Annotated in this window: 24 protein-coding genes; 14 read left to right on the forward strand and 10 right to left on the reverse strand. The window is 66.2% G+C overall.

What is annotated here, in order from left to right:
• Window positions 1–681: a dienelactone hydrolase family protein gene (locus L2D00_11135; GenBank protein ID WBQ12397.1), complete on the reverse strand. Its 681-nt coding sequence runs from the start codon at window positions 679–681 to the stop codon at window positions 1–3.
• Window positions 682–761: 80 nt separating this feature from the next.
• Here L2D00_11135 and L2D00_11140 point away from each other — a divergent pair, with 80 nt between their 5' ends.
• From L2D00_11140 to L2D00_11165, 6 genes are all read left to right on the forward strand, one after another.
• Window positions 762–998 carry a DUF6489 family protein gene (locus tag L2D00_11140; protein ID WBQ12398.1) on the forward strand — a complete coding sequence of 79 codons (237 nt, stop codon included), beginning with the start codon at window positions 762–764 and terminating at the stop codon, window positions 996–998.
• Between the two features lie 7 nt (window positions 999–1,005).
• A complete protein-coding gene (gene mnmE, locus L2D00_11145; protein ID WBQ12399.1) occupies window positions 1,006–2,334 on the forward strand; it encodes a tRNA uridine-5-carboxymethylaminomethyl(34) synthesis GTPase MnmE in 1,329 nt (442 codons plus the stop codon).
• A gap of 113 nt (window positions 2,335–2,447) precedes the next feature.
• Entirely contained in the window at window positions 2,448–4,334 is a 1,887-nt protein-coding gene (gene mnmG / locus L2D00_11150) for a tRNA uridine-5-carboxymethylaminomethyl(34) synthesis enzyme MnmG (GenBank protein WBQ12400.1), read from the forward strand.
• Window positions 4,335–4,337: 3 nt separating this feature from the next.
• Complete coding sequence (rsmG, locus tag L2D00_11155; GenBank protein ID WBQ12401.1) at window positions 4,338–5,030, forward strand: 16S rRNA (guanine(527)-N(7))-methyltransferase RsmG; 693 nt, start codon at window positions 4,338–4,340, stop codon at window positions 5,028–5,030.
• A complete protein-coding gene (locus L2D00_11160) occupies window positions 4,967–5,800 on the forward strand; it encodes an AAA family ATPase (protein ID WBQ12402.1) in 834 nt (277 codons plus the stop codon). Before rsmG ends, L2D00_11160 begins: the two co-directional genes overlap by 64 nt.
• A complete protein-coding gene (locus L2D00_11165) occupies window positions 5,797–6,732 on the forward strand; it encodes a ParB/RepB/Spo0J family partition protein (GenBank protein ID WBQ12403.1) in 936 nt (311 codons plus the stop codon). The genes L2D00_11160 and L2D00_11165 overlap by 4 nt, the downstream gene beginning before the upstream one ends.
• A 111-nt stretch (window positions 6,733–6,843) precedes the next feature.
• Here L2D00_11165 and L2D00_11170 read toward each other — a convergent pair whose 3' ends face one another.
• Window positions 6,844–7,707, reverse strand: coding sequence for an SDR family NAD(P)-dependent oxidoreductase (locus L2D00_11170; protein WBQ12404.1), 864 nt, complete (start codon window positions 7,705–7,707; stop codon window positions 6,844–6,846).
• Between the two features lie 61 nt (window positions 7,708–7,768).
• Between L2D00_11170 and L2D00_11175 the strand changes: the two genes are divergently transcribed.
• Window positions 7,769–8,425, forward strand: coding sequence for a tetratricopeptide repeat protein (locus L2D00_11175; GenBank protein WBQ12405.1), 657 nt, complete (start codon window positions 7,769–7,771; stop codon window positions 8,423–8,425).
• On the opposite strand, the gene dnaQ is transcribed toward L2D00_11175, so the two are convergent.
• The 5 genes from dnaQ to L2D00_11200 are packed head-to-tail and all read right to left on the reverse strand — an operon-like array spanning window position 8,422 to window position 11,978.
• Complete coding sequence (gene dnaQ / locus L2D00_11180; GenBank protein WBQ12406.1) at window positions 8,422–9,132, reverse strand: DNA polymerase III subunit epsilon; 711 nt, start codon at window positions 9,130–9,132, stop codon at window positions 8,422–8,424. The two genes, L2D00_11175 and dnaQ, sit on opposite strands and share 4 nt — an antisense overlap.
• A complete protein-coding gene (gene coaE, locus L2D00_11185) occupies window positions 9,129–9,728 on the reverse strand; it encodes a dephospho-CoA kinase (GenBank protein ID WBQ12407.1) in 600 nt (199 codons plus the stop codon). Before coaE ends, dnaQ begins: the two co-directional genes overlap by 4 nt.
• Window positions 9,725–10,549: a shikimate dehydrogenase gene (gene aroE, locus L2D00_11190; protein WBQ12408.1), complete on the reverse strand. Its 825-nt coding sequence runs from the start codon at window positions 10,547–10,549 to the stop codon at window positions 9,725–9,727. Before aroE ends, coaE begins: the two co-directional genes overlap by 4 nt.
• Entirely contained in the window at window positions 10,546–11,127 is a 582-nt protein-coding gene (locus L2D00_11195; GenBank protein WBQ12409.1) for a Maf family protein, read from the reverse strand. The genes aroE and L2D00_11195 overlap by 4 nt, the downstream gene beginning before the upstream one ends.
• Window positions 11,124–11,978, reverse strand: a complete 855-nt coding sequence (locus L2D00_11200; protein ID WBQ12410.1) for a kinase/pyrophosphorylase — start codon at window positions 11,976–11,978, stop codon at window positions 11,124–11,126. Before L2D00_11200 ends, L2D00_11195 begins: the two co-directional genes overlap by 4 nt.
• Before the next feature lie 522 nt (window positions 11,979–12,500).
• Here L2D00_11200 and hemE point away from each other — a divergent pair.
• The 3 genes from hemE to L2D00_11215 are packed head-to-tail and all read left to right on the forward strand — an operon-like array spanning window position 12,501 to window position 15,057.
• Window positions 12,501–13,526 carry a uroporphyrinogen decarboxylase gene (gene hemE / locus L2D00_11205; protein WBQ12411.1) on the forward strand — a complete coding sequence of 342 codons (1,026 nt, stop codon included), beginning with the start codon at window positions 12,501–12,503 and terminating at the stop codon, window positions 13,524–13,526.
• Window positions 13,527–13,546: 20 nt separating this feature from the next.
• A complete protein-coding gene (hemH, locus tag L2D00_11210; protein WBQ12412.1) occupies window positions 13,547–14,605 on the forward strand; it encodes a ferrochelatase in 1,059 nt (352 codons plus the stop codon).
• Entirely contained in the window at window positions 14,602–15,057 is a 456-nt protein-coding gene (locus tag L2D00_11215; GenBank protein WBQ12413.1) for a CopD family protein, read from the forward strand. The genes hemH and L2D00_11215 overlap by 4 nt, the downstream gene beginning before the upstream one ends.
• Window positions 15,058–15,060: 3 nt before the next feature.
• On the opposite strand, the gene L2D00_11220 is transcribed toward L2D00_11215, so the two are convergent.
• Window positions 15,061–15,807, reverse strand: a complete 747-nt coding sequence (locus tag L2D00_11220) for a hypothetical protein (protein WBQ12414.1) — start codon at window positions 15,805–15,807, stop codon at window positions 15,061–15,063.
• A 554-nt stretch (window positions 15,808–16,361) separates the two neighbouring features.
• Between L2D00_11220 and rho the strand changes: the two genes are divergently transcribed.
• Window positions 16,362–17,618: a transcription termination factor Rho gene (gene rho / locus L2D00_11225; GenBank protein WBQ14508.1), complete on the forward strand. Its 1,257-nt coding sequence runs from the start codon at window positions 16,362–16,364 to the stop codon at window positions 17,616–17,618.
• A gap of 91 nt (window positions 17,619–17,709) precedes the next feature.
• Here the strand turns inward: rho and secB are convergent, their stop codons facing one another.
• On the reverse strand, window positions 17,710–18,198 hold the full coding sequence (gene secB / locus L2D00_11230) for a protein-export chaperone SecB (protein WBQ12415.1): 489 nt from the start codon (window positions 18,196–18,198) through the stop codon (window positions 17,710–17,712).
• Between the two features lie 184 nt (window positions 18,199–18,382).
• Between secB and L2D00_11235 the strand changes: the two genes are divergently transcribed.
• The 3 genes from L2D00_11235 to L2D00_11245 are packed head-to-tail and all read left to right on the forward strand — an operon-like array spanning window position 18,383 to window position 20,851.
• A complete protein-coding gene (locus tag L2D00_11235; protein WBQ12416.1) occupies window positions 18,383–19,054 on the forward strand; it encodes a Tim44/TimA family putative adaptor protein in 672 nt (223 codons plus the stop codon).
• Window positions 19,002–20,273, forward strand: a complete 1,272-nt coding sequence (locus L2D00_11240; GenBank protein WBQ12417.1) for an MltA domain-containing protein — start codon at window positions 19,002–19,004, stop codon at window positions 20,271–20,273. The genes L2D00_11235 and L2D00_11240 overlap by 53 nt, the downstream gene beginning before the upstream one ends.
• Window positions 20,273–20,851 carry a Smr/MutS family protein gene (locus L2D00_11245; protein WBQ12418.1) on the forward strand — a complete coding sequence of 193 codons (579 nt, stop codon included), beginning with the start codon at window positions 20,273–20,275 and terminating at the stop codon, window positions 20,849–20,851. Before L2D00_11240 ends, L2D00_11245 begins: the two co-directional genes overlap by 1 nt.
• On the opposite strand, the gene L2D00_11250 is transcribed toward L2D00_11245, so the two are convergent.
• A complete protein-coding gene (locus L2D00_11250; GenBank protein WBQ12419.1) occupies window positions 20,848–21,462 on the reverse strand; it encodes a TetR/AcrR family transcriptional regulator in 615 nt (204 codons plus the stop codon). The two genes, L2D00_11245 and L2D00_11250, sit on opposite strands and share 4 nt — an antisense overlap.
• Between the last annotated feature and the right edge of the window lie 117 nt (window positions 21,463–21,579).

Raw genomic sequence — 21,579 nt, forward strand, 5'->3', positions numbered from 1 at the left:
TCATTTCAGATGGGTCTGGAAAAAGGCGCGGGTGCGCGTGTTGGCGAGATCGGCGTCGCCGGCGTGATAATGCGCACCGCCCACCCGGGCAAAGGCATGATCGCGTTCAGGATAGTCATGGATCGTGACGTGAGGATGATCATCCAGAGCGGCGTGGATCTGCGCCTGGGCCTCGGGCGGCACGTATTCATCCTTGCCCGCCACATGGAGCATGAGCGGGCTTGTGATGTGCGCCGCCTCGTCCAGACGGGTCTGGATATTGACGCCGTAATAGCCCACGGCCGCGTCCGCATTGGTGCGGCAGGCCGTCAAATAGGCCAACTGGCCGCCGAGGCAGTAGCCGAGCGCGCCGACCTTGCCGGTGCCGGCACGGCGCGCATGATCGATCGTGGCAGCAAGGTCTTTCAGGCTCGCGTCCACATCGAATTTTCCAAAAAGATCAAAGGCCTGCTTCCATTCCGCATCTGTCTTGTCGGTGATCTGGATGCCCGGCTCGATCCGCCAGAACAGGTCCGGACAGAGGGCCAGCCAGCCCTGGGCGGCGAGATCGTCACAGATGGCGCGCATCACATGATTGACGCCGAATATCTCCTGCAACACAACAATGGCCGGACCCGATCCGGCGGCGTAGGCGGAGAAAGACCCGTCCGGGCCGGTGATGGTGATGTCCTTGGCGGGCATGGAAGCTCCCTTCACGATCGCTTTGAGCGGTGTGTCGGCTATGATAGGGCTGGGAGCCCGGACAGTGAAGCGAGGCCCCCATGAAGGTCAATGTTGAAATCGACTGCACGCCGCAGGAGGCGCGCGCCTTCTTCGGTCTGCCCGATGTGACGCCCCTTAACGAGCAGCTCGTGGAAGAAATGAGCAAGCGCATGAGCGCCAATATGGAGGCGTTGGAGCCCGAGGCGCTGATGCGCGGCTGGATGACATTTGGCGGCGAATGGCAAAAGCAGTTCATGGACCTGATGGGCAAGGCTGCCGGCGGCACCGGGCGCTGAACCCGTCATGAGGGAGACGATCTTTGCCCTGGCCAGCGCGCCCGGCCGGGCCGGGGTGGCGGTAATGCGCCTGAGCGGCCCCAATGCCGGTCCGGCTTTGGACGCCCTCACCGGCCTGCCCCGGCCGGCACCGCGCCGCGCCGTCCTGCGCCGGTTTCACGCAGAGGACGGCGGCGAGATCGATCAGGGCCTAGCAATCTGGTTTCCGGGACCGGCCAGCTTTACCGGCGAGGATTGCGCCGAGCTGCACGTGCATGGCGGGCCAGCGGTAATCGGCGCTCTGGCCAATGCGCTCCTGGTGCTGGACCTGTCACCGGCGGGGCCGGGTGATTTCACACGCCGCGCCTTCGAGCGCGGCAAGCTGGACCTGACGGAGGCTGAAGGGCTCGCCGACCTCATCGACGCCGAGACCGAAGGCCAGCGCGCCCAGGCTCTGGCCCAGATGACCGGGGCCCTGCGCACGCTCTATGACGGTTGGCGCGAACAGCTGATTTCCGTGCTGGCGTCGCTTGAGGGCGAGATCGATTTTCCTGACGAGGACGACGTGCCCGACAGCCTGTCGGACGCGGCGGCTGCGCCGCTGGATGACCTGATCGCCGCGCTGGATGCTCATCTGGATGATGCGAGACGCGGCGAGCGGGTGCGCGAGGGCTTTGCCATCGCCCTGATCGGCGCGCCCAATGCCGGTAAATCCTCGCTTTTGAACGCGCTGGCCCGGCGCGATGCGGCCATCGTCACCGATATTCCCGGCACCACGCGCGATGTGGTGGAGGTGCGCCTCGTCCTTTCCGGTTTCCCGGTGATCCTGGCGGACACCGCCGGCCTGCGCGAGGCCGCCGACCGGGTAGAGGCCGAGGGCGTGCGCCGGGCGCTGGCCCGCGCCGAGGACGCCGATCTGCGCATCGGCGTGGTAGATGTTTCACGTGAAACATCCCTCGCCGCCCTCGCCGGGCATTTGAGGTTCGGGGATGCGCTGGCGCTGAACAAAACCGATCTCGCCAAACCCCAGCTCGCGGCGCCAGACGGCGTGGTGGCGTTCGCCATGTCCGCCGCGTCCGGAGACGGGCTGACCAAGCTGGAGGCCTGGCTGGAGCGTGAGGTGCAAGCCCGGTTGGGCAATCGCGAAGCCCCCGCCCTGTCGCGCGCCCGTCATCGCGAAGGGGTGAGCCGGGCGCTGGACCATTTGCGCAGCGCGCGCGCCAGCCTCGCGCGCGGGCCTGAGCTGGCGTCCGCCGATGTGCACCTGGCCTTGCGGGCGCTGGAGAGCCTGACCGGCCGGGTGGATGTGGAGGACGTTCTGGACCGCGTGTTCAGCCAGTTCTGCATCGGCAAATAAGGCTCCCTCCAAGCCCGGCGCCTCGACTCTGCCGCGATCATCGCCTATGTGAGCGGCACTGGCGGGCGCGCTGACCGCAGACGCGCCCGGACTGGCGAACCGGACCTTTATCCATGACCCTCGACCTCAACCCCGTCCCGGCCCGCGCCTGGGATGTCATCGTCATCGGCGGCGGCCATGCCGGGTGCGAGGCCGCGAGTGCCTCCGCACGTCTGGGCGCGGCGACGCTATTGCTCACCCACAAGGCCGTCACAATCGGCGAGATGAGCTGCAATCCGGCCATTGGCGGGCTCGGCAAGGGTCATCTGGTGCGCGAGGTGGACGCATTGGACGGGTTGATGGGGCGGGTGGCGGACGCGTCGGGCATCCAGTTCCGCATGCTCAACCGCTCCAAGGGCCCCGCCGTGCGGGGGCCCCGCACCCAGTCCGACCGCAAACTCTACCGCGAAGCCATGCAGGCAGCGCTGCGCGAGACCGCCAACCTCGCCATCGTCGAGGCGGCCGCCGAGGATCTGATCATCGAGGACGGCGCATGCGCCGGGGTCATTGATGCGCAGGGACGCGAGTGGCGCGCCGGCGCGGTGGTGCTAACCACCGGCACGTTCCTCAAGGGCGTGATCCATCGCGGGGCCGAGCGCATTCCCGCGGGCCGCGATGGCGAGGCACCGGCCATCGGCCTGTCGGACCGGCTCTACGGGCTGGGTGTGCGCATGGGGCGGCTGAAAACCGGCACGCCGGCGCGCCTGGATGGCCGCACCATTGACTGGGCGTCGCTGGAAATGCAGGCGGCGGATGCCGAGCCGGTCCCGTTCTCCTTCCTGACAGACAGAATCACGGTCCCCCAGATCGCCTGCGGCATCACCCGCACCACAGAGGCGACCCACGCGATCATTGCCGCCAATCTGCAGCACTCGGCGGTTTATGGCGGCGCGATTGCGGGGCGGGGTCCGCGCTATTGCCCGTCCATTGAGGACAAGGTGGTGCGCTTCGCCGACCGCACCGGGCACCAGGTGTTTCTGGAGCCAGAGGGGCTGGATGACGATACGGTCTATCCCAATGGCATCTCCACCTCCCTGCCCGCGGACGTTCAGGACGCCTTCCTGAAGACCATTCCGGGTCTGGAGCACGCGAAAGTGCGCCGCTACGCCTACGCCATCGAGTATGATTATGTGGATCCGCGCGAGCTGTCCGCCACGCTGGAAGTGCGCCGCATGCCGCGCCTGTGGCTGGCCGGCCAGATCAACGGCACGACAGGCTATGAGGAAGCGGCGGCTCAAGGCCTGATGGCGGGCTTCAACGCCGCGCTGGCCGTCTCGGATAGCGCGCCCTTCATTCTGGACCGCTCCGAAGCCTATATCGGCGTGATGATCGACGATCTGATCACGCGCGGCGTCACCGAACCCTATCGCATGTTCACCTCGCGCGCCGAATACCGGCTCACCCTGCGCGCCGACAATGCCGACCAGCGCCTGACCGACAAGGCGATCGCCCTGGGCGCGGCCAGTGTTTCACGTGAAACATCCTGGCGCGCCCGGTCCGACGCGCTGGCCTGCGCCCGCGCCTTGGCCCGCGAGCTGAGCCTGACGCCCGCCGAAGCGGCCCGCGCCGGGCTCAAGGTCAATCAGGACGGCAAGCGCCGGGATTTGCTGGAGCTGTTGTCCTATCCGTCGATCCGCTGGGGCGATGTGGTTCAGGTCTGGCCGCAGCTCCATGACCTGCCCGCCCCCATCGCCGAGCAGATCGAGATTGATGCGGTGTATCACGGCTATCTCGACCGGCAGGACGCCGACATTCTCGCCTTCCGCCGCGATGAGGGCGTGCGCATTCCGGCCGGCTTTGATTATACGGCGGTCGGCGGGCTCTCCAACGAGGTGCGCGAGAAGCTCGTGGCGGCCTCGCCCGCCACGCTGGGCCAGGCGGCGCGGATCGAGGGCGTGACGCCCGGCGCGCTCACGGCATTGCTGGCCCACCTCAAGCGCGCCGACCGGCGCTCGGCCTGAGCCATGACCGATCTCTATGACGCTGCCGCCTTTCACGCCGAAACCGGTGTTTCACGTGAAACAATCGCCCGGTTCGAGCGCTGGCGCGATCTGCTGGCAGAGACCAACGCCCACACCAATCTGGTGGGCCGGTCCACGCTGGAGGATTTCTGGTTCCGCCACGCGCTGGATTCCTGGCAGATCTATCAACTGGCCCCGCAGGCCGTCCGCTGGGCCGATCTGGGGGCCGGGGCCGGGTTTCCGGGCTTCGCGATCGCCTACGGGCTGATGCAGTCGGGCTTGCCCGGCGCTCATGTGACACTGGTGGAATCGGTCCAGAAGAAAGCGCAATTCCTCAAAGCCGTCGCCGCGTCCACGGGCGCGCCCGTGACCGTCCTGCCGGTGCGGGTCGAGACCCTCGCTGACGTCCCCGCGGTGGATGTTGTCACGGCGCGGGCCATGGCCCCCCTGGAGACTTTATTGGGCTATGTGCATCCTTTTGTGGAAAAGGGGGCGCGCGCCCTCCTCCCCAAGGGCGCAAAGTACCGCGAGGAATTGACCCGGGCACGGAAAAGCTGGACGTTTGATCTTGAGGTCATACCCAGCCGGACCTCCCGCGATGCCGCCATCCTGTCCATCAGGGAGTTAGCCCCATGTCCTCCGACCGCGCCGCGCCGCCCAAAGTCATCGCCATCGCCAACCAGAAGGGGGGCGTAGGCAAGACCACCACCGCCATCAATCTGGCAACGGCCCTCGCCGCCATCGGCCAGCGCGTGGTGGTGCTTGATCTGGATCCCCAGGGCAATGCCTCCACCGGACTGGGTGTGTCCCGCGCGCAGCGCAAGGCGACCTCCTATGATGTGCTGGTCTCCGAGCGGCCCATGGACGAGGCGCTGATCGAGACCAGCGTGCCCAGTCTGTCCCTGATCCCGTCGGATGCCGACCTGTCGGGCGTGGAGCTGGAGCTGGCCAGCGCGCCGCGCCGGTCCTACCGCTTGCGCCACGCCATCGACCGCTTCCGCCGCACACTGAGCGCGCGCGGGGAGACCTGTCACTACGTGCTGATTGATTGCCCGCCCTCGCTCAATCTCCTGACGGTGAACGCCATGACCGCCGCAGATTCGGTGCTGGTGCCGCTGCAATGCGAATTCTTCGCGCTGGAAGGTCTGACCCAGCTCATGCGGACCATTGAGCTGGTCCGCGGCAACCTCAATAAAGACCTCGAAATTCAAGGTGTTGTGCTGACAATGTATGACAAGCGCAATAACCTCTCCGCCCAGGTCGCCGCCGATGTCCGCACGCATTTCGGTGACAAGGTGTATGACACGGTCATACCGCGCAATGTCCGCGTCTCGGAGGCCCCCAGCTTCGGCAAGCCGGTCCTGCTCTACGATCTCGCCTGCTCGGGCTCGCAGGCCTATCTGGGCCTCGCCCGTGAAGTGGTCCGCCAGGAGCGCCGGGCCGCTGACATGATGGCGCCGGCATGAGCGGCGCTGACGATCGCCCGCGCAATCGCGGCCTCGGCCGCGGCCTGTCTGCCTTGTTGGGCGAGGGCGAAGAGGCCGACGCCCTGCGCGCCGATGAAGCCGAGACCACACGCGCCGGCGGCGCAGGTCCACGCACGTTGCCCGTTGCGCTTCTGAGCCCCAATCCCGACCAGCCGCGCAAGCAGTTTGACGAGGCCGAGCTCGAGGCGCTGGCCGGCAGTATTGCCGGGCAGGGCCTGTTGCAGCCCCTGCTGGTGCGGCCCATGCCGGGCGATGACGGGCGCTACCAGATCGTCGCCGGTGAACGCCGCTGGCGGGCCGCCCAGCGCGCCGGCCTGCATGATGTGCCTGTGGTGATACGCGAGCTTACCGATCGCGAGACGCTGGAAATCGCCATTGTCGAGAACGTCCAGCGCGCCGACCTTAATCCTGTGGAAGAAGCTCAGGCCTTGCGCCAGCTGGTAGACCGCTTCGGTCATACCCAGGAAGACGTCGCCCGCGCCATCGGCAAATCACGTGCCCATGTGGCGAACATGCTGCGCCTGCTGGCACTGCCGGGTGCCGTTCTGGAGCTGTTGCAATCGGGCGCCCTGACCGCGGGTCATGCCCGGGCGGTGGCGGCAAGCTCCGATCCCGAGGGGCTGGCCCGGCGCATTGTCGAGGGCGGATTGTCGGTCCGGGCAGCCGAGCAGCTCGCACGCGACGCTGTTGGAAAACCCGCGGCGGGAAAGGCCGCCCCCGAACGCAAGTCGATCGCCAAGGATCCTGACACCCGCGCGCTGGAAGCCGACCTCTCCGAGCACCTTGGTCTCACCGTTGACATCCGACATAGCGGCGAGCGCGGTGCAGTCCAGATTCACTTCTCGACATTGGAGCAGCTGGACGAGGTCTGCCGTCGGCTCACCGCCAGCGTGAGTTCAGGTGCGTACTGATACCGAAAATTGCGGCGCTCAGAGGCGCTGAAATCTCATCAAGCGCACCGGTATAGGGCTCAGGCGCTGAAAACGGCGATTTTGCAACGGTAAATCTCCAAGCTACTGATTTTATTTCTTCTTTTCTTCAGTCAAAATCGCCTTTAGACCGGTTTTCCAGTGCGGATAGGCCGGACGCCAGCCCAGGAGCGCTTTCGCACGAACGTTCGAAACACGTCGGCACTCACGATAAAAGCTCGCGAGCATCGGGCTGACAGCGCCAGGATCGAACGTACGCTCTTTCAACGGACGTTCGTTTAACAGCTCTGCCGCGCCGTGAGCGACCTCTGCCTGATCCGATGGCCAATCATCGACCAGGTTAAACACACCCTGCGCATTCGGCTGCTCGAGCGCCGCGACCAGCGCTGCCGCGATATCGTCCACGTGAATGCGCCCGAACACCTGACCCGGCTTCACCCAGACGGACCGCTCTCCGGCACGCACCCGGTCCAGCGCGCTGCGTCCGGGCCCATAAATACCGCCCAGGCGGAATACCCGTGCGCCGAGCGCCTGCCAGCCCGCCTCGGCATGCGCACGGGCCATCGAGCGTGGCTCGCCCGGCGTCGGCGCTTCCCACTCAAACGCCCATCCGCCCTGACGATCCCCATACACGCCGGTGGTCGAGAGATAACCCAGCCAGGTGCCGCCCGACGCCAACCCCAGCAGCGCCGGCAGGACCGGATCGCCGCCTTGACCCGGCGGAACGCTGGAGATCGCCGCGTCATGAGCCTCGACGGAAGCGCGCAGCGCGGCGCATCCTGCTGGCAGGGCAGGATCGGCACGCACCACCGCCACACCGTCAGCCTCCACCAGTGCTGCAGCCTCCCCGGAGCGCGCGGTCGCAGACACGCGCCACCCCGCTGCGTTCAGCCGCGCGGCTGTGGCCCGGGCGACATACCCGTAACCTATGAGCAGGCATGAGCGGGCCTGTGTCATGGACGCATCCTCCCTTTAGGCGCTAGCCTTAGGTGAGAGACCATCCGGAGGGAAGCCCGCCATGAGACGCCTCGTCCTTGCCGCTCTGATCGCGGGCACGCTGCCATCGGCCGCCTCCGCCCTCCAGGACGACGACCGCTACCGCGCCTGTCTCGACCGCGTGTCGACCGATCCCGCCGCAGCCTATGAAGATGCATTGATCTGGCGCGCCCAGGGCGGAGGCTGGGCATCAGAGCATTGCGCCGGCCTGGCGCAGATCGCCGAGGGCTGGTCGGCGACCGGTGCCGCCCGCTTGCGCGCAACCGCTGAAGGCGCAACCGCTGCCAGCGACATGAGCCGGGCCATCCTGTTCGGCCAGGCTGCCGATGGATTCATGCGCGCCCGGCAGTTCGACGAAGCGGCCCGCGCTTTCGCCCGCGGACTGGATTTCGCACCCCGCGATGCCGGCCTTGCCCGCGGTCTGGCCGATGCCGCCTATGCCAGCGGCGATCTGAACGAAGCCGTGGCCGCCGCGGACGCAGCCCTGGTGCTCAATCCGGGTGAGCCGGGTGCACTGGGTGTGCGCGCCGCTGCCCGGCTCGAGCTGGGCGAGTTTGACGCCGCCGCTGCCGACCTCAATCAGGCCCTGGCGTCCGATCCGGACAATGTCGAGCTTCTGGTGCTGCGCGGGCGGCTCAATGAAGCCCGGCGCACGGGCCAGATCCCTGAACGGACCTAGTTGGCCCGCCCATGCGTGTCTGCCAAAACCCGGTCCCAGACAGGGTTTTTGAGCTCCGCCACGAAGCGGGCATGGGCTTCGGCTTCCGCCGCCGTGATCCGCGCGCTGAGAGCCTGAGGGCGCGGACGCCTCGGGGCGAACACCACCACCCCGCCAGCCCTCGCCTCACCAAGAAGCCCCAAAGCCTGTTCGCGCCCGCCGTGCAGCTCCAGCCAGACCTCTGCCAGCAGATAGGAATCCACCAGCGCCCCGTGCTTGGTCCGGTTGTCGAGGGAGATGTTGAAGCGCTTGCACAGCGCGTCGAGGCTGGCCGGTGAGCCGGGAAATTTCTCCCGGGCCAGCGCCGCACTGTCGATAAAGCGCGCCGCGTCCAGTGGTGCCCGCCCGCAGCGGCTCAGCTCCATATTGATGAAGCCCATATCGAAGCTGGCATTGTGGGCAATGATCGGACTGTCCGCGAAGAAATCGAGCACCTGATCGGCCACGGCCGCAAATTTGGGCTTGTCGCGCAGCATGGCCCGCGTCAGGCCGGTGATGCGTTCAGCGTCCGCGTCAATATCGCGCTCGGGATTGACCAGAAGGCGCAGGTCCCGGCCGGTCGGAACCAGATCGACCAACTCCACACAGCCGATTTCAGTGATCCGATGGCCCTCTTCGGGGTGCAGACCCGTGGTCTCGGTATCGAAAATCACCTGCCGGCCGGTCATGCCCGCTCTCCTGTCAGTGCCATGATAACGGCGCGCACCTGCGCGCGGGCCGAGTCGACCCCCTGGCTGGTATCGATCACATAATGGGCCTCAGCCCGCTTGTGCGAATCAGGGGTCTGGCGGGCCAGTATGGCGGCAAGCTTGTCCGCATTCATCCCGTCCCGCCCCAGCACCCGTTCGCGCTGCACATCTTCGGGGGCGCTGACCACGACAATGGCATCCACCCGCTCATGCTGGCCGGTCTCGAACAGGAGCGGCACATCCAGCACGGCCAGCCCGCGGCCCTCGGCCTTCGCCCTGGCGAAAAACGCCTGGCGCTCAGCCTCCACCAGCGGATGAATCAGGGCCTCCAGGCGCGCAAAGCCGGACGGATCCGCCTGCAGCGATGCTGACAGCGCTGCCCGGTCCACGCCGGTGTCCAGGTCCGCACAACCTGGAAAGCCCTGCGCCACTGCCGCCGTCCCCGCGCCGCCGGGCGCGTAGAGTTCTGCAACAGCCGCATCCGCATCGAACACAGCCGCGCCTTCCTCGGCAAACAGGCGCGCAGTGGTGGTTTTGCCCATGCCGATAGAGCCTGTAAGCCCGACAATGATCATCCCCGCCCCTCCAGTACCGATTCCAGACGGGCCCGGACGCCGTCCCCGGCCGGGGCGGGCGTCCCGAAGAAGGCCTCAAACGCCGGGCGCGCCTGACCGATCAGCATGCCCAGACCATCAGCTGTGCGCAGGCCGAGCGTGTCTGCGTCCCGGAGAAGTGCTGTGCGCAGGGGCGTGTAGACCATGTCAAAGACCAGCGCGCCGCGCGCGGCAGCCTCAAGGCTGGCGTGGAGGGGTGGCTGACCTGTCATGCCCAGCACGCTCGCATTGATGATCAGCCGCGCGTCCTCCAGCGCCTGGGCATCTGCCGCCTGATGGATGGCGGCGTCCACGCCGAACGCCTCTGCCAGCGCCTCGGCCCGGGCCGCCGTACGGTTCACGATGCGCACCTCGCGGCCCTGACGCGCCAGCCGCCACATGGCCGCCCGCGCGGCACCACCCGCGCCGATAAGCACCGCCGGACCCGTCCCGTCATCCTCTGCCAGGGCCGCGTCGAGGCCGGTGATATCGGTATTGTCGGCGCAGATGCGGCCGTTGCGGAACACCAACAGGTTGGCTGCGCCAACCGCACGCGCGCGGTCGCTCGCCTCATCGCTCAGCTCAAGCGCCGCCTGTTTGTGGGGCACGGTAACATTGAGGCCGGAGAAACCCTCGTCGAGACGCGCACGCACACAATCGGCGAAGTCCTCCGGACGCGCCGGCACATGGACATACCGTCCGGCCAGGCCCGCCTCACCAAGCCACACACTCATCATCACCGGCGACAGGGAATGTGCCACAGGCCAGCCGCACACACCGGCGATCAGCGCATCCGACATCATGTCTGCAGCACGCCCTGCTGGCGCAGGAATTCCAGCAAAGGCAGCAAAGGCAGCCCAAGGACCGCGTAGTAATCGCCCTCAACCATGTCGAACAATTGCGCCCCCAGGCCTTCGAAGGCATATCCACCGACGGTGCTGGTCAGATAGTCCCCGGCCTCACGGCGATAGCGGTCAAGAAACGCGTCCGACACCGGACGGACCCGCAGGGCACAACTGCTGCGATAGCGCCAGATGATCTCTCCACCGCGCGCCGCGCTCAGGCCACCGCGCAGATAATGGGTCTCTCCCCGCCACGCACGCAGACGCTTGATCGCAGTCTCGGGATCGGGTGCCTTGTCATAGGCTTCACCGTCGAACTCCAAGACCTGATCGGCACCCAGCACCAGATCACCGCGCCGGCCTGATACCGCCAGCGCCTTGGCATCGGCCAGGACCTGCGCCAGCGCAGACGCCTCCCCGGTAAACCCGCTTTTGATGGCCGCCTCGTCCACCCCGGCCGGATCAACCTCGAACGCCACGCCGGCACCCTCGAGAATCGCCCGGCGCGAGGCCGAGCCGGAGGCCAATACCAGGGTCATGATTTCAGCGTTTCCCGGTGCTCGGTCAGCAGGTTGATCACCTTGGCCGCCGTCTCTTCGATGGACCGGCGGGTCACATCAATCGACGGCCAATTATGACGGGCAAACAGACGCCGGGCGTGCACCAGCTCATCCTTGACGGTTTCCGCATCGATATAGCTGGTGGGCGCTTCCTCGCCCAGATTGACGAGGCGGTTGCGCCGGATCTGTATGATCCGCTCCGGGCTCGCGGTCAGCCCGACAATGAGCGGCTTTTTCAACAGCTCCAGCCCTGCGGGCAGGGCCGCGCCGGGCACCAGCGGGATATTCGCCGTGCGGATCCCGCGATTGCCCAGATAGACGCTGGTCGGGGTTTTCGACGTCCGGCTAATGCCCAGCAGGATCACATCCGCACTGGCCAGATCCTCGCCCTGGCCGTCATCATGAGCCATGCAGTAATTCATCGCCTCGATGCGGCGGTAATAGTCTGCATCCAGCACACGCTGCGCACCCGCCTTGCCTTGAGCCGGCGCGCCCAGAAAGCCTGACAATGTCGCCTCGATGGGATCGAGCACCGCCACAGCCGGAACCCGCAGCTCGGCGCAGCGATCCTCCAGTGTGCGGCGCAAATCCTGATTGACCAGGGTGAACATCACCACGCCGGGATGGGCTTCGATATGGTCCAGCACGCGGTCCATCTGGCGCGGCGAGCGGACCAGAGCAAACAAATGCTCGATCGGATGCACGCCGGGAAACTGGGCCACCGAAGCGCGCATCACGGCCATCAGCGTCTCGCCGGTGGAATCAGAGACCATATGGACGTGGAAGTGCAGCCCGTCGGCTTCGGACTGGACCAGGCCGGATGTCGTCATGCGCACGTTCCGTCTGTGAACCGGTCAAGCCGGCGCGGACTCCATCGATAAACCAGCCCCGCGCCCCTGTGAACATCCGCGCGCTTGCGCCGTGCATAAATGCGGTCTTGTTCACACCCAGCGCGGCTGGACCCGAAATCCTCCACATCCACGTTTCCGGGCGCCCGGACACAGGCACCCTGGCGCCCGGATCCTGTTGACAGGCGGGGTGTGTGGAAAGCCGCCGGCCGACAGCGCCAAGCCACTCCTGTCTGTCACGCCGGCGCGTGCGTTAACCTCCCGTCAACTCTGGTTAACGCATGGTTAACACGGATGGATGCAGCCGCGACCGCGCGGTGGACAGAGCGTCTCAACACCCTGTGAACGGCGGGCGCCGCGGTCGACAAACCCCTTTGTCCACATTGGCGCCCAGCCTTGCTACTGATCCCCCTCTTTCATTCTTTCAGGAAATAAAGATAAGGAAGGACCACTTACCTGTGGGGACGTGACGTGCCCCGCCCTCTCAGGACAGTGAAGATCGCCATGACCGATAAACCGCTTCTCCAGGTGCTTACCGGCCAGCCCCTCGCGCGCCCTCCGGTGTGGCTTATGCGTCAGGCAGGCCGATACCTGCCCGAATACCGGGCGGTGCGCGCCCAGCAGCCTGATTTCATCGCGTTTTGCCTGAACCCGGAAGCAGCCTGCGAAGTCACGATGCAGCCGATCCGGCGCTATGGTTTCGATGCCGCCATTGTGTTCGCCGATATTCTGCTCCTGCCCTACGGGCTGGGTCAGAAAGTCTGGTTTGAAGCCGGCGAGGGTCCCAAGCTCGAGCCGGTCACACCTGCCGATCTCGGGCGTCTGTCTGAAGACCGGGCCCGCGATGTGCTGGCACCAGTGTGCGACACGCTGACGCGCCTGCGTGCTGCCCTGCCGGCTGAAACGACCCTCATCGGCTTTGCCGGTTCGCCCTGGACGGTGGCCACCTACATGATCGAGGGTGGCGGATCGAAAGACAGGTTCAAGGCGCGCGCCATGGCCTGGAGCGATCCGGCCGGGTTCGACGCGCTGCTCGATCTTCTGGCAGACGCCACCACCACCTATCTCGCCGACCAGGTGAAGGCCGGCGCAGATGTCGTCAAACTCTTTGATTCATGGGCTGACAGCCTGCCCGATCCCCTGTTTGACCGGGTGGTGATCCGCCCGACCAAGCGCATTGTGGACGGCTTGCGGGCCCAGGGCATTACCGCGCCGGTGATCGGTTTTCCGCGTGGCGCCGGGCCCCAGGCCTTGCGCTATGCGCGTGAGACCGGCGTGACCGCCCTGGCGCTGGACCATGGCATGGATACTGAGTGGGCAGCATCTGCCCTGCCCAAAACCCTGCCGGTTCAGGGCCAGCTGGACCCTGCGGTGCTGCATGCGGGCGGCGCTGCGCTGGACAAAGAAGTCGACCGCCTGCTTTCCGCATGGGCGGACCGGCCCTATGTGTTCAATCTCGGACACGGCATCAATCTCGAGACCCCGCCTGAGCATGTGACCCGTCTGATGGCGCGTCTGCGGCAGGGATAACAAGCCGCAAAAGGACGACCATGACCCGGCGCATTGCAGTGGTGCTGTTCAATCTGGGCGGTCCGGACGGGCCCGACGACGTGCGCCCGTTTTTGCGCAATCTGTTCCGCGACCCAGCAATCATCGGAGCCCCGGGTTTCATCCGCGAGCCGCTGGCATGGTTCATCTCCACCACGCGCGCTCCGTCGGCGAAAGAGAATTACGCCAAGATGGGTGGCGGCTCGCCGCTGGTACCCGAAACGCGCAAACAGGCCGACGCCCTGAGCCGGGCGCTGTCCGATGCCCTGCCCGGTGACGAGGTCAAGGTCATCCTGGCCATGCGCTACTGGCGTCCGTTCGTGAAAGACGCGGTCAAGGAGGTCGCCGCCTTCGAGCCCGATGAGATCGTCATCCTGCCGCTCTATCCCCAGTTCTCCACAACCACCACAGCCTCTTCGCTCAAAGCTTGGCATGATGCAGGCGGGCCTCCGGCGCGTGTCGTGTGCTGCTATCCGCAAGAGGCCGACTTCATCGCCGCTCATGCCCAACTGATCGAAGACAGCTGGCGCAAGGCGGGATCACCGGCCAATGCACGGGTGCTGTTCTCCGCCCATGGCCTGCCGGAAATCGTGGTCAAGCGCGGCGACAGCTATCAGTGGCAGGTCGAGCAGACGGCAGCCGCCGTGGCAGCGCGCCTGCCTGAGGGCCTGAGTGATCACGAGATCTGCTATCAGTCGCGGGTCGGACCGCTCAACTGGATCGGCCCCTCCACCGAAGACGCCATCGAACGCGCCTGCACCGACGAGCGCCATATTCTATTGTCACCCATCGCCTTTGTGTCCGAGCATATCGAGACATTGGTAGAGCTGGACGAGGAATATGCCGAGCTGGCTGAAGAGTATGGTGCCAAGGGCTATGATCGGGTGCCGGCACTGGGCCACCATCCCGGTTTCATCAAGGCGCTGGCCGGGCTCGCGGTCTCGGCGCTGGACGGGCCCAACGGGCTCAAACCCCCGGGCGGTCAGATGATCTGCCCGGCCGGCTTTGGACGCTGCCCGTGCCGTGAGGCCGGGATGGGGCAAGAGGAGGCGGCGGCATGATCGGTTTTCTGGCTCCCGGCGGCGGTGCCTATGAGATCATCAAGGGCCTGCATATCGCCGCCGTGATCTTCTGGATGGCGGGGATGCTCTATCTGCCGCGCCTGTTTGTGTATCATCACCAGGCGATTGCCGGCGGTGAGCTGGAAGGCGCACTGCTGACCCAGGAACGCAACCTGCTCGGGATTATCCTGAACCCGGCGCTGATCGCGGTCTGGCTGCTGGCCATTGTCATGCTGGTGGCCAATCCCGGCCTGTTTTCACAGGGCTGGATGCATGTGAAGCTGCTCCTGGTGCTGGCGCTCAGCGGCGTGCACGGCTTCTACGCCGCCAGCGCGCGCAAGTTTGCTAATGGTGCGCGTCCGAGGACGGAAAAATTCTGGCGCCTGATCAATGAAGTCCCGGCGATCGCGGCGATCATCATCGCCGTGCTGGCGGTGTGGAAGCCGTTCTGAGCCTTACTCGCTGAACATCCAGCGCAGGCCCGCGCGGTAGGCGTCGGCGCTATTGGCGGCATGAGTGCCGCCGGGTATGGTGTGAACACGCGCGCCCCATGGCCGATCCGGACGCTCATCCCACGCTGCGCCCCAATGCAACGCTGCTTGGCGCAAGACCGGCCAGTCATTTTCGCCACTGGCGATCATCAGCTTCAGGTCCGGGCGCGAGGCTGTTTGCGGCTCGGCGAAGAAAAAGTCCCCTGTCGGGGCGAAGGCCGGATTGCTGGCGATACGTCCCCAGAACAGGTCCGGATCGGTAAAGGCCGAATACAGCACGAAACTGCCGCCGCACGACTGGCCGAACAAAATCCGGCGGCCGGGATCAGCGCGGTAGCGCGCCTCGATCAGCGGCAGCAACTCGGCGGCCAGAAACTGCGCAAAGGCCGGCGCTCCCACCTCGCGCCCCTCCGTGCCGGGTGGCATGAAGTCCACGCCGCGCGCATTGATCTCAGGCGAGAACGAACCGTAGGCGATGCCCACGACAATCGCTTCAGGCAGGCCGTCATCATAGGTCAGGAACAAATGGTTCGCCGCCAGGATCGGCCACAGCGAATCCCCGTCCAGCACATAGACCACCGGATAGATTTGCGCGCCCTGCGGGTCGTACCCGTCCGGTACGCGCACATGGATGTGGTAGGTCCGCCCGGTATGCACTGAGGCGAGCGGGAAATGGGCGCCGGTGAGGGCTGGCAGATGGGCGAGCGCCACCGGCCTGTCAGCGGACGCAGGCAGGACGGGCACCGATGCGCAGCTGCCTACGACACAGACCGACACAGCGATCGCACAACACCGCGCCAGAGTGCGCGCCCCATACATTCTCAACATGCTCCGGCCTCGCCTATACGTAACGGTGGCCATCATGCCTCATGGCGCGCATCCGGGCGAGCCGATTGACGGCGGGTCATGGTGCGTCAACGCCGCTTCACCTTGACGCGCGCCCCTGCCTGTGGCACGGATTTTCGGGAAACCTGACATCAGGTTCCCTTCCTTCACCTGCGGCGGCGGCGTTTTGGCGCGCTCCCGGGTCAACCAACACGAAGTCATGTCCCGGGCATCCCGCCTGGCCGGTGCAGTCGGGGCCATATCTGGTCCGGCGTTGAGGCTGGCCCCGCGCGAGTCCCGGCCGCCTTCCGCCCTTTTTCCCATTCGCCTTTGCTCCCGAGATGATCATGAACGACGACCACCGCTACGATGACGATATGGACGATGATGCCGGCGACGAGGACAACGTGTCATCGGATCAGAGCCGCGCCGGCGAGCGCATGTCGCTGCAGGAGCTGAAGGAAAAGAGCCCGGCCGAGCTGGTGGCTCTAGCCGAACAGCTTGACATCGAGAACGCGGCCAGCCTGCGCAAGCAGGGCATGATGTTCGCGATCCTCAAGGCGCTGGCCGAAGAAGGTGCCTCGATCTTTGGCGGCGGCACGCTGGAAGTGCTGCAGGACGGGTTCGGCTTCCTGCGCGCGCCGGAATCCAATTATCTGCCCGGTCCCGATGACATCTATGTCTCGCCCAGCCAGATCCGGCGCTTCGGCCTGCGCACCGGCGATACGGTTGAGGGCGAGATCCGCTCGCCGCGCGACAATGAGCGGTATTTTGCGCTCCTGAAAGTCGCCAGCATCAATTTCGAGGACCCCGAACAGACCCGTCACAAGGTTCATTTCGACAATCTGACCCCGCTCTATCCCGAGCAGCGTTTCCAGATCGAGAACCCCGACCCGACCCGCAAGGACCGCACGGGCCGTGTGATCGACATCGTGTCGCCGATCGGCAAGGGCCAGCGCGCCCTGATCGTGGCGCCGCCGCGCACCGGCAAGACCATGGTGCTGCAGAACATCGCCCACGCCATCGAAACCAATCATCCCGAATGCTTCCTCATGGTGCTGCTCATCGACGAGCGCCCCGAGGAAGTCACCGACATGCAGCGCACGGTGAAGGGTGAGGTGGTGGCCTCGACCTTCGACGAACCGGCTACGCGCCACGTGCAGGTCGCTGAAATGGTGATCGAAAAGGCCAAGCGCCTGGTCGAACACAAGCGCGATGTGGTGATCCTGCTCGATTCCATCACGCGTCTGGGCCGCGCCTACAACACCGTGGTGCCGAGCTCGGGCAAGGTGCTGACGGGCGGCGTGGACGCCAACGCGCTCCAGCGTCCCAAGCGCTTCTTCGGCGCCGCGCGCAATATCGAGGAAGGCGGCTCGCTGACCATCATCGCCACGGCGCTGATCGACACGGGCAGCCGCATGGACGAGGTGATTTTCGAAGAGTTCAAGGGCACGGGCAATTCGGAGATCATTCTGGACCGGAAAGTCGCCGACAAGCGCGTCTTCCCGGCCATCGACATCCTCAAGTCCGGCACCCGCAAGGAAGAGCTGCTCATCGGGCGCACCGAATTGCAAAAGACCTATGTTCTGCGCCGCATCCTCAATCCGATGGGCACCCAGGACGCGATCGATTTCCTTCTGTCCAAGCTCAAGGAAACCAAGAACAATTCGGACTTCTTCGATTCCATGAACACCTGACGCGCACGCTTGCCGCGCCAGGCCTGAACATGAAAACGCCCTCTCCGGACCGGAGAGGGCGTTTGTCGTTACAGCCTGGAGAATTCAGCGCTCAGGCCGTGCCGTGCGGCTCGGCTCCGGCCGGCTTGCCGGCCAGCTGCTGGCGGTAGAGCGCAGCGAAATCCACCGGCTCCAGCATCAGTGGCGGGAAGCCGCCATCGCGGGTGGCGTCAGCCAGAATGCGCCGCGCGAAGGGGAAGATCAGGCGCGGGCATTCGATCAGCAGGAAGGGCTCGCGCGCGCGCTCTTCCAGATTGCGGATCGAAAACAGGCCGGCATAGGTGAGCTCGGCGATGAAGAGCTGCGAGCCGCTCGACGAGGCATTGGCGCTGAGTACCAGCTCGACCTCGAAGGTCTCGGCGTCCAGGCTGCGCGCGCGCACATCCACCGACAGATCGATCTCCGGCTGGCCCTGCCCGCGCAGGCTGTCAGGGGCGTTGGGGTTCTCGAAGGAGAGATCCTTCACATACTGGCCAAGAACGCGAATCATCAGCGCGGAACCGGCCTCGCCGCCGGGCTGGGGTGCAGGAGCATCGGTCATGGGAAATCCATCTCTTTTCAAGGTCTGGCCGGGCGCAGGCGCTCCGGGCGAAAACGGCAGGTGCGGGCCGGTAGCACGCCGCTGTTGCTGCGGCAAGCGCAGCCCCGGCGTGACGCGGCGCGTGCGAATGACTATATCAGGGGGAGAGATCCGCAGTGCGCAATGATGACAGGCCCGATCCGCCATGAATATGGACGTTCTCCAGCTCTTGTTCTTCGCCGGCCTCGCCGTGTTTCTGGGCGTGCGTCTCTACATGCTTCTGGGCAAGCCGTCAGGACGCACCCATGAAGATCACATGCGTGAAGAGCGTGAACGTGCCGCCGCTGCAGGCCGCGCGCCGCGCCCGGCGGGTCCGGTGGGCCCGGCCGGTGCCGAGCTGTCACCTGAAGCGCCGGTCTATACCGGACCCGCTGCGGCTGGTCTTGCAGCGATCGCCGCGGCTGATGGCGGATTTGACCAGGATGGCTTCGTGTCCGGCGCGCGCGAGGCCTACAAGATGATCGTTACTGCCTATGCGGCGGCCGACAAAGATACACTGGGCCCGCTCTTGAGCGAGAAGGTGATGGCCGCGTGGGGTGCGTCCATTGATGCGCGCGCCGACAAGAAGCTGACCATGACCACTGAGATTGACCGGCTGAAGAGCGCCGAGATCGTGGAAGCCTCTCTTAACGATAACCGGGCCAGGGTGAAGGTCGCGTTCAGCGCAGAAATTGCCAGCGAGACCCGCGATGCCGATGGCACTATCGTGGAGGGCGATCTGACCACGCTGAAGACAGTGGACGAGATCTGGAGCTTCGAGCGTGATGTCACCAGCCCCAACCCGAACTGGTATCTGGCGGGCGTGCGCTCAGCCTAGAGCGCTGGGTGTCGGCCTGATCGCGCTTGTGCTGGCAGGCTGCGCCAGCGCACCGCCGGACGGGACCGCAACGGCACCATCGCGGCCCGTTCCCGGCACAGCCAGCCCGTCCCCCGATCACACACACCGGGCGCCGGACCTCAGCCCGGTTCGTTTCGCCGCCCTGCCCGGCTGGTCCGGGACCGATACGCGCCCGGCGCTGGCGGCGTTTGTGGAAAGCTGCCGCCGGGTGGAGGCGCGGCCGGATCATGAGCCGCTGGCGCGCAACGCTCCTTACGCTGGCCGCACCGGTGACTGGCGCGAGGCCTGTCTGGAAGCCTCGATGCTGGCCGGGCGGGCCGATGCAGACGCGGCGCGCAGCTTCTTCGAGCGCCAGTTCACGCCCATGCGCCTGGGCGCTGAAGGCCGCCTCACCGGCTATTACGAGCCCTATGTCGAGGTGCGCGAAGTCCCCGACCGGGAGTTCTCCATGGCGATCAGGGGCCGGCCGGGCGATCTGCTCACCGGGGATCTGGGGCAGTTTATTGCCGGTCTCGAGGGCCAGCGCATTGTCGGGCGCGCCTCGGATCAGCGATTTGAACCCTACCGCCCGCGCGCCGAAATCGAAGCACTGAATCTGGGTGTGCCGCTGGCGTGGGGCCGGCCCATCGATGTGTTTTTCCTGCAGATTCAGGGCTCGGGCCGGCTGGTCTACCGCGATGGCGGTCAGGCGCGGGTGCGCTTTGCAGCCCATAACGGCCTGCCCTATGTTTCCATCGGGCGCATCCTCATCGACCGGGGCGAGCTGCCATCTCATGGCGCGTCCAAGCAGGAGATCGAGCGCTGGCTGCAGCAGCGGGGGCCGGACGCCTGGACGGCGCTGTTTAACGAGAATCCGCGCTATGTGTTTTTCAGCCTCGATGTTCTCAATGACCCCGACGAAGGCCCGCTGGGCGCTCAGGGTGCGCCGCTGACGCCGATGGCGTCCATGGCGGTGGACCCGGCCTATCACGCCTGGGGTGCGCCGGTGTTTGTGCAGGCGGCCCTGCCGGGCGCACCGGACTGGTCGGGACTGGTCATTGCCCAGGATGCGGGCGGCGCCATCACCGGACCGGCGCGCGGCGATCTGTTCTTCGGCTGGGGGCCGCAGGCGGGTGAGCGCGCCGGGCGTCAGAATGATCCGGCGGCGCAATGGACAATCCTCGTGCCGCGCGCTCTGGCCCGGCGCCTGACCAGCTGATGGCACGCCGCCCGTCAAGGCCCCTGCGCCCGGACGAGCGCGAACTGTGGCGCCGCTTTGCCAGCGGCGTGCGGCCACTGGACGCCAAGCGTATGAAGGCGCTGGACGAGGCTGCCCCCCCGCCCGAGCCTGTGCTGGAGACCCGGCCTTTGCCTATGCCGGGGCAAGGCCCGCGCGATATTCCCCGGCCGCCCGACACCGGCACCCGGCCGCCCGTTGATCGCTCGTCCGACCGACGCCTGCGCCGCGGCCGGGTGGAGGTGGAGGCGCGGCTCGACCTCCATGGCCTGACCGCGCGGGCGGCGCGGGGCGAGCTGTTGCGCTTCCTCATGCGGGCGCGGGCTCAGGGCTTTGGCGCGGTGCTGGTCATCACCGGCAAGGGCGCAGGTGCCCGCGCGCAGGATGAAAGCCGGTTCGAGCCGTGGAGTGTGGATGCGCGGCCCTTGCCAGGAGTGTTGCGGCGCGCCTTCACCGACTGGATGGGTGAACCGGATTTCGCGCCCTTGTGCGCCGGCTACAGCCCTGCCCACGCCCGCCATGGCGGTTCGGGTGCCTTCTACGTCATTCTGCGCCACTAGGCGGACAGTGCCTGGCGCACAATGTGAGACAGCGCGGCGCGCGCGCGCGCCCAGGCCGCGTCCTGCTCCGGGCTGTCTGGCCGTCCGGCCCGCGAGGCCCGGCGTGCCAGCATAATCTGGTGCACCGTAGCGATCAGCAGCGCATTGACCGCCAGCGCATCGATGCCTTCGGGCGGCGTCAGCCGGCCCTGATACCGTGCGATCCATCCGGCGAGCGCTCTGGCGCGTGATCGTGCAAAGCCGGCGAGGGCGGGTGCGGGCTCCGACAACTCCCACAGAACAAGCGTCTGCGCGGCCGGGTTTGCCGTCAAAGCATCCAGATAGGCCAGTACCAGGTGTTCGATGAGACCGGCGTAATCTGAAGCGGGGTGGGGCGGGACCTGTGCCTCCAGCGCTGCCGCCAACGTATCGCTTTCCTTGACACAGAGCGCCGTTACAAGCCCCTCCAGACCCCCGAAATAGCGGTAGATGAGCTGCTTGTCACAGCCCGCTTCGCGCGCCACGGCGTTGACGCCGAAGGCCTGGAATCCATCGCGGACCAGAACCTCCCGGGCGGCTTGGACCAGACGGTCTTGCGTGGTGGCGCGGCTGCGGATCAGAGTTTCGGCCACGGTCAGAATCCCTGGCTGTGAATAATGTCACTGCAAGGTGATATCATGCATCACCGCGCGGTGACATCTGTCCGCGCGCAGGTTGATCCGGGTGCAAACCGGCAAGCCCGTCTTCGT

The organism is Hyphomonadaceae bacterium BL14 (assembly GCA_027627705.1).
Lineage (GTDB): Bacteria > Pseudomonadota > Alphaproteobacteria > Caulobacterales > Maricaulaceae > Oceanicaulis.